Source organism: Brevibacillus sp. AG (assembly GCF_028369215.1).
Classification (GTDB): domain Bacteria; phylum Bacillota; class Bacilli; order Brevibacillales; family Brevibacillaceae; genus Brevibacillus; species Brevibacillus porteri.
Genome location: NZ_JAQMYO010000011.1, coordinates 104,507 through 117,988 on the forward strand (window position 1 = coordinate 104,507; position 13,482 = coordinate 117,988).

General features: G+C 48.9%; 19 protein-coding genes. All 19 read left to right on the forward strand.

Going from position 1 to position 13,482, the window contains the following annotated elements:
• The first annotated feature begins 50 nt into the window (after positions 1-50).
• The 19 genes from POF51_RS25415 (at position 51) to POF51_RS25505 (ending at position 13,441) form a co-directional block, all read left to right on the forward strand.
• On the forward strand, positions 51-500 hold the full coding sequence (locus tag POF51_RS25415; protein ID WP_069851839.1) for a hypothetical protein: 450 nt from the start codon (positions 51-53) through the stop codon (positions 498-500).
• Positions 500-691 (forward strand): hypothetical protein, encoded by a 192-nt coding sequence (locus POF51_RS25420; RefSeq protein WP_016741308.1) that lies wholly within the window; start codon positions 500-502, stop codon positions 689-691. The genes POF51_RS25415 and POF51_RS25420 overlap by 1 nt, the downstream gene beginning before the upstream one ends.
• Before the next feature lie 2 nt (positions 692-693).
• Positions 694-2,031, forward strand: coding sequence for a phage tail sheath subtilisin-like domain-containing protein (locus tag POF51_RS25425; RefSeq protein WP_069851842.1), 1,338 nt, complete (start codon positions 694-696; stop codon positions 2,029-2,031).
• The gene (locus tag POF51_RS25430) at positions 2,032-2,484 is read left to right on the forward strand and encodes a hypothetical protein (protein ID WP_007723453.1); all 453 of its coding nucleotides are present in this window, start codon (positions 2,032-2,034) and stop codon (positions 2,482-2,484) included. It abuts the gene before it with no gap.
• A 14-nt stretch (positions 2,485-2,498) separates the two neighbouring features.
• Positions 2,499-2,885, forward strand: a complete 387-nt coding sequence (locus POF51_RS25435; protein WP_069851845.1) for a phage tail assembly chaperone — start codon at positions 2,499-2,501, stop codon at positions 2,883-2,885.
• A 227-nt stretch (positions 2,886-3,112) separates the two neighbouring features.
• Complete coding sequence (locus POF51_RS25440) at positions 3,113-5,242, forward strand: hypothetical protein (protein WP_069851847.1); 2,130 nt, start codon at positions 3,113-3,115, stop codon at positions 5,240-5,242.
• A complete protein-coding gene (locus tag POF51_RS25445; protein WP_069851850.1) occupies positions 5,239-5,829 on the forward strand; it encodes a hypothetical protein in 591 nt (196 codons plus the stop codon). The genes POF51_RS25440 and POF51_RS25445 overlap by 4 nt, the downstream gene beginning before the upstream one ends.
• 13 nt (positions 5,830-5,842) lie before the next feature.
• The gene (locus tag POF51_RS25450) at positions 5,843-6,796 is read left to right on the forward strand and encodes an XkdQ/YqbQ family protein (protein WP_069851852.1); all 954 of its coding nucleotides are present in this window, start codon (positions 5,843-5,845) and stop codon (positions 6,794-6,796) included.
• Between the two features lie 3 nt (positions 6,797-6,799).
• A complete protein-coding gene (locus tag POF51_RS25455) occupies positions 6,800-7,048 on the forward strand; it encodes a hypothetical protein (RefSeq protein WP_069851855.1) in 249 nt (82 codons plus the stop codon).
• Positions 7,048-7,482, forward strand: a complete 435-nt coding sequence (locus tag POF51_RS25460) for a DUF2634 domain-containing protein (protein WP_069851857.1) — start codon at positions 7,048-7,050, stop codon at positions 7,480-7,482. Before POF51_RS25455 ends, POF51_RS25460 begins: the two co-directional genes overlap by 1 nt.
• On the forward strand, positions 7,470-8,285 hold the full coding sequence (locus POF51_RS25465; RefSeq protein ID WP_069851860.1) for a baseplate J/gp47 family protein: 816 nt from the start codon (positions 7,470-7,472) through the stop codon (positions 8,283-8,285). The genes POF51_RS25460 and POF51_RS25465 overlap by 13 nt, the downstream gene beginning before the upstream one ends.
• Positions 8,282-8,926: a putative phage tail protein gene (locus POF51_RS25470; RefSeq protein WP_069851863.1), complete on the forward strand. Its 645-nt coding sequence runs from the start codon at positions 8,282-8,284 to the stop codon at positions 8,924-8,926. Before POF51_RS25465 ends, POF51_RS25470 begins: the two co-directional genes overlap by 4 nt.
• Positions 8,927-8,929: 3 nt before the next feature.
• Positions 8,930-9,235 (forward strand): hypothetical protein, encoded by a 306-nt coding sequence (locus POF51_RS25475; RefSeq protein ID WP_017251829.1) that lies wholly within the window; start codon positions 8,930-8,932, stop codon positions 9,233-9,235.
• A complete protein-coding gene (locus POF51_RS25480; protein ID WP_069851866.1) occupies positions 9,236-10,483 on the forward strand; it encodes a hypothetical protein in 1,248 nt (415 codons plus the stop codon).
• Between the two features lie 16 nt (positions 10,484-10,499).
• Positions 10,500-11,534 (forward strand): hypothetical protein, encoded by a 1,035-nt coding sequence (locus POF51_RS25485; protein ID WP_069851868.1) that lies wholly within the window; start codon positions 10,500-10,502, stop codon positions 11,532-11,534.
• A gap of 5 nt (positions 11,535-11,539) precedes the next feature.
• On the forward strand, positions 11,540-11,836 hold the full coding sequence (locus tag POF51_RS25490) for a hypothetical protein (protein ID WP_069851870.1): 297 nt from the start codon (positions 11,540-11,542) through the stop codon (positions 11,834-11,836).
• Positions 11,837-11,860: 24 nt separating this feature from the next.
• Entirely contained in the window at positions 11,861-12,007 is a 147-nt protein-coding gene (locus POF51_RS25495; protein WP_170831635.1) for a hypothetical protein, read from the forward strand.
• 135 nt (positions 12,008-12,142) lie between these two features.
• On the forward strand, positions 12,143-12,598 hold the full coding sequence (locus tag POF51_RS25500) for a phage holin family protein (RefSeq protein ID WP_069851872.1): 456 nt from the start codon (positions 12,143-12,145) through the stop codon (positions 12,596-12,598).
• Between the two features lie 6 nt (positions 12,599-12,604).
• Positions 12,605-13,441 carry an N-acetylmuramoyl-L-alanine amidase gene (locus tag POF51_RS25505; protein ID WP_069851875.1) on the forward strand — a complete coding sequence of 279 codons (837 nt, stop codon included), beginning with the start codon at positions 12,605-12,607 and terminating at the stop codon, positions 13,439-13,441.
• Positions 13,442-13,482 lie beyond the last annotated feature (41 nt).

A 13,482-nucleotide genomic window follows, 5' to 3' on the forward strand; every position in this document is an offset into this window, starting at 1 on the left:
CATGTGACGAAGACAGAAGAGAATACCGCAAGTATGGGAGGTGAAGCTGGATGGATCGTGAGCTAGCCGTTCTCATTGAACTGGTGAATGAAGCGTATCCAAAGCTCGCTACAGTTGTAAACGTGGACGATTGGATGGCGCAGAGATTCCAACCGCCAATCGCGTTTCTGTTGACGCAAGGGGTCCGTGAAGAAGGAAGAAGCCTCACTTCCTATCAGGTGGTCTCAGAAGCAGCCATTGTCCTCCACTATCCAAAGGTAGCAGGTGCCTACCAGCCGCTTTCAGCAGAACCGCTGCGTGAGCTCCTTCGCCAAAATCAATTTAGCTATCAAGGCAAGACGTCTGGATTGTCCATCGAGATCGACAGCTCCACCTTGCGTATTTGGCGGGATAAAAAGGACCGGACGGAAATCGCGTTTCAGTTCACCTACAACGTGGCGGTGCAGAGAGCAGTCACAGACAAAATCAACGAATTTGATGTAGAGGGGGTCCGATCATAGTGGCACGAAAAGAACAACAAGCACAGGCCCCAGAGCTTGTGCAAACCAAACAAGAGTGGATCAAGAGCGCCGCTTACCTTGGAGCCGAACGGTTCGAGGTAGCAGGTGCTCTTTTTTCTGAAGCAGATGATCAACTACTGGCAGAAGGACAAGTGAAGAGCCGACTGACCAAATACAAAGGCGGGGTGTAAGCATGACCATTCAACGTGAACGTCCGGGTGTAACGGTCGAATTGATCGCAAAAGCAAAAGAACGTGTAGTACCGAAGAGCGGAGTCGTACTGGTGCCGTATCAAGCAGAGTGGGGCGCGCCAGATGAGCTCGTCAAGCTGGGGAGCTTTGAGGAGCGACTTTCTCAGACATTTGGCAAGGTCGATACCGTGGAGCTGGCAGCAGAAGGCGGCGCGACGATTCTCGCGTACCGCATGACGAATGGCGCAGCCACAAAAGCAGCGTATGAGCAGGCCGATGCGATCAGAGTCGAGGCTCTGTATCCAGGGTTGGTGGGTAACGAGCTGAAGGTTGCCATCACTTCCTCAACGTCCGAGCCAGGCAAAAAAGAACTCCAAGTAACAGGCCCTCTGCAAACCGAGAAGTTTTCGTTTGCGGATGCGAATGAGCTGGCAGCGAAAACGAGTCAATCCTATTATGTGCGTGTAAAAAAGCTGGGCGAGACTGCCGTTGCAATTGTGCCAGAAACAGCTCTGACAGGAGCGACAAGTGGCACAGTAGCGCTGACACCAGCTGACTCGACTAAGCTGTTCATGGCGGTTTCCGGTGCTGATTTTGACACGATGTATCTACCTTTTGAAGATGCGGCTGTACAAGCGGCAGCGAAACAATTCATGAGCGATCGTCGCACACAAAATAAGAAGCTCAGCACGCTGGTGATCGGCGGCAAGGTGGCGGATGACGAGAACATGGCGAAGCACATCGAGCGTTCTATGGCGCAAAATGCCCGTTTTGTCGTGAATAGTGCCATTGCTGGTCAACACAACAACGGAAAAGTATACGGCAGCCTGGTGTGGGCCGCATGGGTAGCGGGTATGATTGCCGCGACACCTGCGCATGAATCGCTGACGGCCGTCGTCGTTCCATTGAAAAAAGCGCTCAAGGATTGGGGCCACACCGATATTTTGAGCGCACTCGGCTCTGGTACGCTGATCGCAACTCGCGACGGAGACGTGTATATCATCGAGAGCGCCGTGAATACGCTGGCGGTGCTAGGCACGCATGAGCGCGAGGACTATGGAAAAATCCGTGTCAGCATGACGTTGGATCAGATCGTCAACGACATCAGCCAAGTCGGCAAGAAATACAAAGGCAAGCTCGGCAACAACGATTTGGGCGGCGCGGTGTTTGTTTCTGCTGTCAACGCGTACCTGACCGTCCGCGAGCAGCAGGGCGCGATTGATACAGGATGGACATTTACGGATCAAAAGAACGGCATCGGGGATCGCCGTGGTTTCCTCTTGTCTGCGAAGCCGCTTGATGCCATCGAATACTTTGACATTGACTGGGAGGTGCTGTAATTGGCTATTGCACGCGATATTAAACTGAAGAACTGCCAAATTTACGATGAAAACGGAGACCCGATCTTCGGTACCCTGGAAGGCAAAATGGTCCTCAAGGTAGAGTACGGTGACACGAACCGTCTGCAAAAAGGAAAAATCCAGACCGTCAACGACTGGCATGTAGAAGTGACGTTGAAAATTACCGCAACCAACGCTGCGTTGAAATACTACTGCGTCGATCAATTGACGCAAGGCAAGACCCCAGTCCTCCCATTCCTGATCGGCGAGACACTGGACAAGGAAGCGGGCAACTCCGAACGCGTCCGCATTTCCAATATCGTGCTGAACCCAGACGAAATTACGCTGTGGGAAGCCAAAGCAGACGGCAACGATCACGCGACCTACGACCTGAAAGGGATGTCCATCGAAAAGCCGGACTACCTGGATGAATTGCCAACCTACACGGAATAGGAGAGTGCTTGCATATGAACAAAAACAAACTCGAGAAATTTTTGGCCAAAGCCAATGAACAAGCATCGCGAAAAGAAATCACCGTAACTATCGACGGTGACGAATGGAAGGTTCGCCAACTGAATTTGTCCGAGCTGCGCGATTGCGAACGCATGGCTGACAAAGGCGAGAAAACGGATTGGTTCCTGTACAACGATGCACGTCTGGTGAAAGCCACCGAGCACGATTTTCCTTGGAATCAGGAAGAGCTGAAGAAAGCGTACAAGGTCGGCACCAAGTACGAGCTCGTCGAGAAAATTTTCCGCGACAATCCAGAGGGATACACTAAGCTGCTCAATGCGGTCCGTGAAGTCAATGCAAACCAGACGGAAGAAGAAGCTATTGAAGAAGCAAAAAACTAATCCGATCTGACGGCGAGGCCTGGCATATTTGCCGTGCCTTTTTAAAAGGCAGAGGCCGCCCGTCGGATCTACTCGAGTACGAAGTCGATTTGTACAAGCAGAAGCTGTTTATTTTTGCTTGTCAGATGATTGAGGCGGAGGACGAGGAAAGAGCTGGGGGGTAGGTCTCCCGGCTTTTTTCGGGTTTTGCTGAGTGTAGACATCTGGGAGGACAAGGAGGTGAAAGAATGGCAGGAACAATGATGGAAACGTTTGATGCTTATAGTGGAGTAGTAGGTAAATATGACGATTTCGCAAAAGGACTCCTGGGCTCACTAACTCCCATGATCGAAAAGGCTGTTGGGACAACGCTGAGTTCGGTTGCCCAAGAAGCTCAGGCGACAGAAAGAGAAAAGACACTTTTTGAAGTTGGTGGCAAAGGTAAGGAGCAACTCCTGAAGATAGAAGAGACTTCCATAACCATACGTGAGCTCAACCCTGATATAAAGAAAGATCAAGCATACAGTCTCATCGCCAAAGCCGAACTTGTGCATGCATCCAATGGTTTAAAGTACGCAGAAAAAGCAGGCATGCTGAAAAATACGACGAGGTTTACGGAAGATGAAATCATGAAAATGATGAGCTCCATTGAGATTTCTACTGGTGATGAAAGTACCGTTAGGCAGTCAAATGCCGTTCAGTATTTAAGCAACAAGGGAGGGGGAGCCGCGACTGGAAAATTTGTGGAGTCTATGGCTCACTTCAACCTTCAGAATGGCAATTTGCTGAATACGCCTGAAAAAATGTCCGCTACCTTTGTCTCAATCGGGAACCTTTTGAATGATTTTAAAACGTATGGTGCGTTGTATGAGAATGCGATGAAGATGTCGGATAATGGTGATCTCGCCGCAATCCTTGAGAAACATTACAAGGCTCAAAATAAGAAGGATGCAAAGGCCAAGGCTGCCCAAGATATAGCAACGCTGAATCGAAGTCTCGCAACGGGGGAGAAAGAAACAATAAATATCGCCCTTGGAAAACTCCTGATGACTTTTTCTAGCATCCAGGATAAGACGTTACAACAAAGTGCATTCGATACTTTGACAGGCGATGCCGGAGTTGACGTGGCGAAGGGTCTGCGAGAAGTAAAAGATATAACTACAGGGGCTTTTGTGCCGGAAATGGGGAAAGAGAGCCCATATAAAGTCGGGAATGAAGCGGTGAATGCGCATCAACTGTCCGCACAGAATGATGTTTATTTTAAACCTGGGCAGGCACAAGCGATGGCGAGAAACGAGGCCATCGAGATCGCGACTCAGTACGCAGAACAAATGTCTGGGATAAATACAGGGATTTCGAAAGCAGCTGAAGGAGTAATGGGCTCGTTTAACTCTTTGGACGAGTCGATAAAAAGTACTGCGATTTTTACCGGAGGATTACTAATCCTTGGCAGTGCTCTGTACCATATAATATCTCAACTGAGAAAAATCAAAGATCTTCGGACAACCAAAGAAAAGTTTCCTCAAGAAGCGACTGGTGGAAAAGACTGCTGCTGTTGTTGCGATGGCACACAAAGCCCTTCTTCTAAAAAGAAATCAAAGAAAAAAAGTTCTCCGGATCACCGCCCTCCAACAGGAGAAAAATCTGCTTCGAATAGTGACGGTCCTCAAGGACAAGCGGGGAAAATTGACGGCAAAAACAAAAACCAAAACAGTGCGCCAACTACCTCTTCTGCAGGAAATCAGCCCGGACCAGATAGTGGCGGCAATCATGCTGAGGCTGGTAAAGCTGCCAGCAAAGGTGGCTGGAAACAATTGCTGAAAGGAGGACTCAGAAGGGTTCCTCTTCTGGGAACTTTATTAGGCGTCACAGCTATTGCAGGCTCAGCGAACAAGCTGGATACTGCAGCACAAGTAGGGGCAGAAGCACTTGGTGGCTGGGGAGGGGCAGCAGCGGGAGCGGCTACAGGAGCAGTTATTGGTTCGGTGTTACCTGGGATTGGTACAGCAATCGGGGGGATAGTTGGTGGTCTTATTGGTGGCATGGGTGGATCAGCGGCGGGTGGAGCCCTATACGATGGGATCAAGTCATGGTGGCAGGACAAGACTCCTGCGCAGTCTGCAACTATGCAACCACCAATTCAAGCAGGTCCTCCTGTTCCGAATCACTCGCCTGTTGGCAACTCAACCGGAAATCCGCAGCCTGTCTCCATTGCTATTCCGCAAGTATCGATTCCACTGCACGTACAAGGTGTATTGCAAGATATCCCAACCATGTTAAAAATGCTCAGTGATCCATCTGTCGCGCAGAGAATCAAGGACATCATCGAGCGCTCCCTGCTGGATGCAATAGAGACGAGGGGAGGGGTAACGACATGATCGGTCTACAGGGAAAATATAGGCTGACGTTTCCGGTAACTCCTGCGGAAATCCAGTTTCGTGGCTACGGCAACGACATCGAAAGCACGACATCGATTACGTTATTGTCCGGCAATCGCATCTCTTCCAGACGTCCAAAGTCCATCTCTTTTGACTTCATCTTACCCGGAGACAGTACGGCTCCCTATGTCGAGGTGCAGGGCTATCAAGGACCGAGACAGTGGCTTGCTGGATTGGATCGTTTAACGGGTTCAGAAGCACTTTTGACTATAGACGAGCTTGATTTGGCTTGGAATGTGCTCATTGGGCCTTGCGATGGCAAATTTCTTGGAAAAAACGTCGATTTTCACGGCTCGATTGATTTGCCGCTGTATGTCAAAGATGAATTCATTACGTGGAGCAATCAGACGCAGCTTTTATCCCCGGGTGCGGTCATCACGCGACAGCAGCCAGCTCGTCCAAATACGAGCGGGAAGGTAGCCAAAAAGACGAAGAAACAACAATCAGTCCCCAAAATAGACAGCAGAAAATCCGAGGACAGGCGAATGATGATTCACGAAAAGCTGGAAAGAGAAAACAGAATGTAACGGAGGGGATGGAATGAGAGTCATTTACGGAAAAGAACAAACCCGCTATGACCTGACCCCGGCCGTTATCGAGCTTTCCTGGTCCTCGGCCAGGGGACAAATCGCCCAAAATTGTGATGTGAAAATCAAGGAAGGCCCGCCGTTGCAATCGGCGGGTTTTTTGATGCTCTTTACGGGTGCAGAGCTCAAGGAATCCCAGCAGCTTTTCCATGGTCCACTCGTTCGTTTTGACCGAGACGATCGGACAGGCGATTTATCCGCCACAGCATACGAATTGGGCTGGTATTTGCAAAAAAACGAAGTTTCCAGACTCAAGCTGGACGGGGACGCAGGGACAGAGCTTGCACGAATCATCAAGTCGGCAGGTATCCAATTTAGCTGCCCGTCGTTCGGTTTTACGGTCAAGGAGAGAATCTCGTCCCAATCATATACATCCCTCTTTACATCACTGACAGAGCAAGCGTACGAAAAGACAGGTATCCGCTATTTCGTGCAATACCAGCGCGACAAGCTGACGGTACTCCCCGAGGGCAAAAACAGCATCATACCGATGTTCAAGGCGAGCTTGCTCGCAAGCAGTTCGACGGGTGAAAGTATCGAGGATGTTTACACAGTCGTGACAGTAGAGCACTACCGAGATGATCGGGTCGTGAGCAGTGCAACGAAATCAAACGATAACCTGGTCAAACAAATCGGGCGCATGCAAAAAGTCATCGACGCAGGCGAGGACAAAAACGTAGCTGGATTGGCAGCCAAGCAGCTTGCGGAGTTGTCCAAAATCCCCAAGACACGCTCGATATCGGTCAGGCACGAGGATGAAAATGCAGCTAGGCTTCGTGCGGGCTGGCTCATCAAGATTATGGAAAAAGACAATAAAACGATCACAGATTGGATCGTCATTAGCTGCCAAGCGCGTTGGCAGGGCGGTCAATACACAATGGATCTCCAATTGGAAAGGAGGACGTAAGAGATGCATTCGGTTATCGCAAAACTGCGAGGGCACGCACAGGACGGCATCGAGAATACGCAAGGGGAATTCGGCAAACTTTTGTCGTTCTCGCCCTTGTCTGTAAAGCTGGACGAGGACCCGACACCCTTGGAGCCGTATGAGCTGTCGGCATTGCGTTCTGCCCAATTAAAGCCAGAAGATGTGGGCAAAAAAGTAGCTTTGTTGCGATGCACCAACGAGCAATACCTCCTGCTTGGGGTGGTGGAATGATGTTTCCGCAGTTGCAAGGGAGAGAAGAGATATTGGCGCAAGGAACCGAGCTGCCGATTCCGTGGACATATCGGTTCGAGTGGGAAACGAAGCAGTTGAAGCAGGGACCAGACGGCAGATATTTGCGCACTACGACTTACGTAGAGTACTTGGAGGAGACGTTGAAAAAGATCCTCCATACGAGGCGGTTCCGTTATGCGATCTACTCGGAGCGGTATGGCGTGGATTTTTTGTCCGACAAAGGGAGGATGAGGTCTGCGCTGTCCTTGTCTGTGATTAAGGCACAGGTGCAAGAAGCGCTGGAAGCGCACAGTGAGATTGAACGCGCGGAGGTGCTCGATATCCGCTTTGAGGGAAATCGGGTTATTTTGCATGTGGAGATTGCTGGGACGCGTGGTTCGACGAGAATGGAGGTGGATGCATGGCAACGTTAGAGAAGCCGGAGATGCCGATACTTCGGGAGACGGCTGACCAGATTTATCAACGGATGGCGAACCGGATGGCAAAATTGGCTGAGCAGCGCGGAGATACGCCGCCTGCTACGGAGGAAGGGGAAATTTACTATGATCTGGGCTACCCGATTGCGGAGGAAATCAGCGATCAGCAGCAGCTTTTGGAATATGGATTTCTACAGAGATTCCTTCCTTGGGCGGACGGAGAGTTTTTGGATGCAATCGGCGTATTCTTTGGACTGCAAAGGAATGTGGCAGAAGAGGACGATGTCTACAGACAAAGGCTGATCGACAGGGCTCGAACAGAAGAAGGGGACGGACGCAGGCAAGACTATGAACGCTGGACCCGAAATGTTGAGGGCGTAGGGGGAGCAGTCGCCGTCGAGAAAGCACGACACGATTTGTCTATTGATGTGTACATTACGGACTTGGCTGGTCAGCCAGCTACACCTGAGCTGGCACAACAAGTACGGACGAAGCTGGAAGACAAGCGACGTGCGCTGCACGATCTCCAAATCCATCCTGCAAAAGTGTTTCCGGTAGCTGTTAATGTCAAAGTGATTACGCGTCCAGATGCAGATTTGGCAAAGATTCAAGAACAGATCATCAAGCAAATCCAAACCTATTTAAAAGGGCGTTCGCAGATCGTATACCAGCAGATCGGTGCGCTCTTTTTCGTGGATGGTGTGACGGATTTTACAGGCTACACCTTAAATGACGGGGAAGTGAACTTGACGGTGCCTGCTGATTCTGTGGCGACGTTAACCGTGGTGGTGAAGACATGATTCCAGAGCGCTATCGGCGGATGCTTCCTCCTCAATGGTATGAGAATGAAGTGGCGGAATACCACTTGGAAGGTGCGGGTACAGCGTTAGATACTTTCCATTCTCAGCGCGAGGACCTCCTGCAACAGTTTAGCCCTTGGTCAGCAACCTGGGGAATGGATGTTTGGGATTGGATCTACTTTGGCAGTAAACAATTGCAGTCCATTGAAGAGCGACGTAAAAACATTCAAAGAAAGCATTGGGCTAGGTCGCCATTTACTTTACCTGTACTAGAAGCAATGGGGCAAGCTGCTGGAGAGCTAGAGAAAGTAACAGAGGATTTCCCGAATAAGGAGATTGTTTTCGAATTCTCAGCGGAACAACCAATTAATGCTGTTGGATTGTCCAAGGATTTTGAGTGGATACGGCCTTTGCATGTCAATAGTAGCAGGGTGGCAGTTAACAGCAGAGGTGAAGATATCCTTATTTCGGCTCCAACTCGGTTTATTGAGGTTGAATATCCAATCTGTGGAATGGTCTACCCTGAAGACGACATGGAAGGACGCATTTTCCGAGAAACGGTGCAGGTTGCTGAGGCTACCCGTTTTCATGCGGTGAACTATCCGCTAACAAACATGATGTATCCAGAAGGGGAGGTGTAAGGCTTGGCTATCATTCAAAATCGGTTACTAGAATTGTTGCGAGATGATTTAAGTAATCAGATTAAAGGAGCATTGATTAACGTAGACGGTACGCTACGATCCTATCCGATCTACAAAACAATTAAAAATGGCTTCAAAGTAACCAAATATATTTACTTAGACGATGTACAGGCTCAAGGGCGCATTCAGTCCGCGGTATTAGTGGATAGTGAGGGCAACGCTCTAGCCATTAAAAACATGCAGGTGGTAAAGGGTGACAGCGGGCTGTTGGTTGCTTTTGAATTTTCTCTGGAAGTGAAGGTGGTATAAGTGGCTTATCAAAAGACGACCTGGGTTGACCATATTGTTGACCCCGTAACGGGGGATGTAGTACAGCAAGGAACAAAGGTAACGGCAACACGGATGAATAAAATGGAGCAAGGGATTGCTGACGCGCAAGTACTTACTGAGGCCTTGGCGCAGACAGTAATTGGTAGTCCGGTGATTTCAGGATTAGAGTTTTCAGCAAGTGGATTAACAGCTCAATGGACAGCAGGGGTGGCTTATGTAAATGGTGTGCGTTTTGAAGTAAATGCAGGGAGTATTAAGTTAAGTGCCACGCAAGGTCAGTATATTTACTTGGATTCAGATGGGGTTTTGAAAAACACTCCTTCTCAGGCAATCGCCGATACTAAATGCAAACTGTGGTACTTTGCCACCGATGCGAATTCTATCATTACTTCGGTTGATAGTAGAAACATCGTGTCGAAGGATATGTTTGTTAAGCAAACGGAAGTTGCTGCGAATGGGGCAAATAAGATTCCTCGGTTGGATGTTCAAGGGAAAGGAGCTTTCAGCGTTACTGGTGAGGCTACAGGTACTCAAGCGAAATTGGATGCTCATACTGCAGCTGCCGACCCGCACACGCAATATGCGCTAGAAAGTGGAGCGAATTTCACAGGGTCGATCAAAAGCACTAGCTTTCTCCCGTTCATCGTCAAGGCAGCAGGACGAAAGAGTTGGGTGATACACAAAACAGAAAACAGTAATGATTTCGTTATCGCTCCGTCTGGTACAGTTGATGGAGAAGATTGGGACTGGACGAGAAGTTTTACTTTTACCGAAACAGCCCTACACGTTGCTGGGAGATCAATCGACGCCATCAAAGAATTCGCGTTATTGAACGGGACTAAAATTTCTGAAACAATCGGACAGAGAACGGCGATAAATGCCGAATCAGATCGTCTGGATGTAGTTTCGGAAAATGGACAAAGATTCATCCTTCGCGCCGAAGAAGGAATAGCGGCGATACAATTCATGAACTTTGATATGTTAGGAATCAACAAGACTATCCGTAGCCTTAAAGACGCAAACGGGAAGTTTCGTCAGGTGGATCATTACAGAATCGACGGAACAACACTTTTCATGAGAACGACCCTAAACGGAACACCGGACGCAAACGGGAATTACCCATCTATGACGATCAAACGATACAAGAATGACGGAGTAACAGAGGCTATTTCGGTAGTAATGCCACTCGCTTATGACAGTGACGGGGATTACACATCATTTGGATAAGAAAGGGGGTTAAACGATGAACATTTCGAACTTGATGGCTGCACATGGTGTAGGTGTGGGAGGAAGAAAATTTGATTTTAAAAAAGAAATGTTAGTTTCCGCAACAAGGATGCGGCGGACTACTCATGGACAAACGACAGATACAGACCCCGTGGTCGCTGTAGGAAAAACGAAAGTCGCCCAAAGGCGCAGCGAGTCTTTTTCGGTGGTTGATGTTTATGACCACAGAACAAAACAACTTATTTGCAGCATTAACCTTTCAAGTCAATTCGGCGTAGGGTTTTACCCGGATACCACATCAGCCATAATTTCAGGCGCTTTCATTGGTGATTATCTAGTCATGAGTATTTTCAACGGATCAACCAGACACCAACCCGTTTACAATGCCACGACAGGCGCGTTTGTCAGGAATCTAAGCGCGGGATACGGTTGGATAGATTGGAGGATTGGGCCGGATGACGCGTTGTATACCGTTGAAAATGCGAATCTCCGAAAAATCGACACAAGCGGAAATATCGTATGGACAACGCTCATTAGCACTTCAAATGGCAATGGCGCTATCATTGCTGGGTTTGAAGATGGATTTGTCTATATAGGGCATTCCGCAAATGGCATCATGTCATATTACAATATGACAACCGGGGCGAAACAGGCCGAGCGAATGGTTACATCCTATTCCACGCAAACGATTGGGACAATGCGAAAATTCGGCTCGGAGTATTTTGTATTGAATAGCGGTAATGAATACCGAGTCTTTACCGACAGTTCACTTCAAACATTCGCACGCAGAGTCACGGGCGTGAGTTTTTTTTACAAAATTAGCGATGCGGAAATGTTGGTGTGTGGCTATGCGGGTACGGCGGGTTATGGCGAAATGTTTACCGTGAATCCGGCCAATTTCACTGTTATAAATCCATGCATATCTGCTTTCAATATTTTGGAGCAACCCGTTTACGAGGAACAAGGTAAGGTTATTTATTTTCCTGCCAAAAAGACACAAGGCGATTTCATGGCAGGTCAAAGCCTTGTGAAAGTACATTTGAAAGGGTGAGTGTTATGTATTTGGTTTTGCACAAGAAAACCAATGACAAAAACATGGTTTCGAGCATTATCAATCTTGATGTTGCAACAGATTTGCCACAAGAGGTTATTGATTCCGGGGTTATCGTTGAGAATGAACCATCCCCGGAGGCTGTGACAGGAAAAACAGCAACCATATATATCGATCTTGGCACAAAAAAATACTATTACGAGTATGCAGACCGACCACTAACACAAGACGAAGAGATTGCAGACCTTAAAGCGAAACTTAAAGTGACACAAGACGCGATTGACGCCACCTTGCTCACATAATCAACTACACGGAGGGATTGGAAAATGGCAAGTAGACTGTACGCTTATTGCAAAATGCGCTGGGAAGATGGAGCGTGGACAGAGGCAGAATTGACAATCGCCGTCACCAAGAAGCACATCACAGATCCAGAAAAAACAGAGATCATGACACACCCACAGAAAAGCATGTAGAGCGCCTTATCCTACTCAGGAGAGGCGCTTTCCTATGGAAAACTCTGCTATCTATCACGAAGACCAACAGCTCGCCCCGTTCCTAGCGGGGCTATTTTTATTCCTTTATAAGGGACTTAAAGGAGGAGACACACCATGAAATCCCTACACAGCCTAGAAAGCATCGCAACCCCAGCAAACGCCTGGGCGACAACAGCAGGTGCAATCGTGTCGCCCGCCTTTCACTATCTATACGGCACCAACCGCCAAGACATCCTAATCGTCCTCTTCTTCCTAATCGCCCTCGACTGGATCACAGGCATCTCCGCCGCCAAAAAAGACCAATCCTACTCATCCGACTACGGCCTGTCCCGAATCCCACGCACTCTATTCCTCATGGCCCTACCAGCCGTAGCCAATCTCCTAGACCGCGTCATGGGTACACCAGGCTTCTTATTCTACGGCGTCACCTTCGGCCTCATCTACCACACCTGGACAAGCCTGACCGCCAATGCCCACCGCGCAGGCTGGCCGATGCCCAAATCCGTCGAGAGACTAGTCAGCGCCGAAATCAAGGCAAAGGCTGAGCGAGCCAAACGAAAGGAGTCCTAGTAAACAATGAAAATCACCGAGATGCTTCTGACCAACGAAAATTCCCGCCCGAAAAAGAAAATCGTCCCAAAAGGAGTCGTCATCCACTGGACGGCCAACGAACGCAGCGGTGCAAATGCCGCCGCCAACCGAAACTACTTCAACAGACCAACGACAGTCGCGAGCGCACACTACATCGTAGACGACAAACAAATCATTCGCTGTCTGCCCGAGGACGAGATGGGCTACCACGTCGGGGCGAAAACTTATTCACAGGCCGCCTTGAGCAAATTGAGCAACTACCCGAACAACTGCACGATTGGGATTGAAATGTGCGTCAATGCAGATGGAAGCTATGAGAAAATGTACGAGCAAACAGTGGCACTGACTGCGGATATCTTGAAACGACATGGCTGGGGAGTCGAGCACCTGTGGCGTCATTACGACATTACAGGGAAAAACTGCCCGGCCTTTTTTGTCGTCAATACGACCGCTCAAACATATACGGGCATGTCAGCGAAGGACGCATGGGCAAAGTTTCAACAGGATGTCCACAGGTTTCTCACAGCTTATCCACAAAAACCACAGCCTGATGTGGATAAGTGCGCAGTTGAGCTGACACTTACTTCCACTGGAAAATTAATCGATGATGTATCCTATGTACCCATCCGAATGATTGCGGAGGCAGTGGGTGGAGCAGTGGAATGGGAGCCTTCCACGCAAAAAGTGACCGTGAACGGACAGGAAGTCTCCTATGTAAACGACCAGGGAACTACTTTTGCGAAAACAAGAGAGCTTGCCGCCTTACTTGGATTGCAAGTGGAGTGGGACGAGCCGAGAAAAATGGTCGTATTAAAGAAATAAAAGAAAAAGCCGCAGATATTGTCTGCGACTTTTCCCATACA

Coding starts and splice junctions, on each gene's coding strand:
- POF51_RS25460 (WP_069851857.1), top strand. CDS start 7,048: ATGTTTCCGCAGTTGCAAGGGAGAGAAGAGATATTGGCGCAAGGAACC.
- POF51_RS25455 (WP_069851855.1), top strand. CDS start 6,800: ATGCATTCGGTTATCGCAAAACTGCGAGGGCACGCACAGGACGGCATC.
- POF51_RS25490 (WP_069851870.1), top strand. CDS start 11,540: ATGTATTTGGTTTTGCACAAGAAAACCAATGACAAAAACATGGTTTCG.
- POF51_RS25435 (WP_069851845.1), top strand. CDS start 2,499: ATGAACAAAAACAAACTCGAGAAATTTTTGGCCAAAGCCAATGAACAA.
- POF51_RS25415 (WP_069851839.1), top strand. CDS start 51: ATGGATCGTGAGCTAGCCGTTCTCATTGAACTGGTGAATGAAGCGTAT.
- POF51_RS25440 (WP_069851847.1), top strand. CDS start 3,113: ATGGCAGGAACAATGATGGAAACGTTTGATGCTTATAGTGGAGTAGTA.
- POF51_RS25505 (WP_069851875.1), top strand. CDS start 12,605: ATGAAAATCACCGAGATGCTTCTGACCAACGAAAATTCCCGCCCGAAA.
- POF51_RS25500 (WP_069851872.1), top strand. CDS start 12,143: ATGAAATCCCTACACAGCCTAGAAAGCATCGCAACCCCAGCAAACGCC.
- POF51_RS25485 (WP_069851868.1), top strand. CDS start 10,500: ATGAACATTTCGAACTTGATGGCTGCACATGGTGTAGGTGTGGGAGGA.
- POF51_RS25445 (WP_069851850.1), top strand. CDS start 5,239: ATGATCGGTCTACAGGGAAAATATAGGCTGACGTTTCCGGTAACTCCT.
- POF51_RS25465 (WP_069851860.1), top strand. CDS start 7,470: ATGGCAACGTTAGAGAAGCCGGAGATGCCGATACTTCGGGAGACGGCT.
- POF51_RS25495 (WP_170831635.1), top strand. CDS start 11,861: ATGGCAAGTAGACTGTACGCTTATTGCAAAATGCGCTGGGAAGATGGA.
- POF51_RS25450 (WP_069851852.1), top strand. CDS start 5,843: ATGAGAGTCATTTACGGAAAAGAACAAACCCGCTATGACCTGACCCCG.
- POF51_RS25470 (WP_069851863.1), top strand. CDS start 8,282: ATGATTCCAGAGCGCTATCGGCGGATGCTTCCTCCTCAATGGTATGAG.
- POF51_RS25425 (WP_069851842.1), top strand. CDS start 694: ATGACCATTCAACGTGAACGTCCGGGTGTAACGGTCGAATTGATCGCA.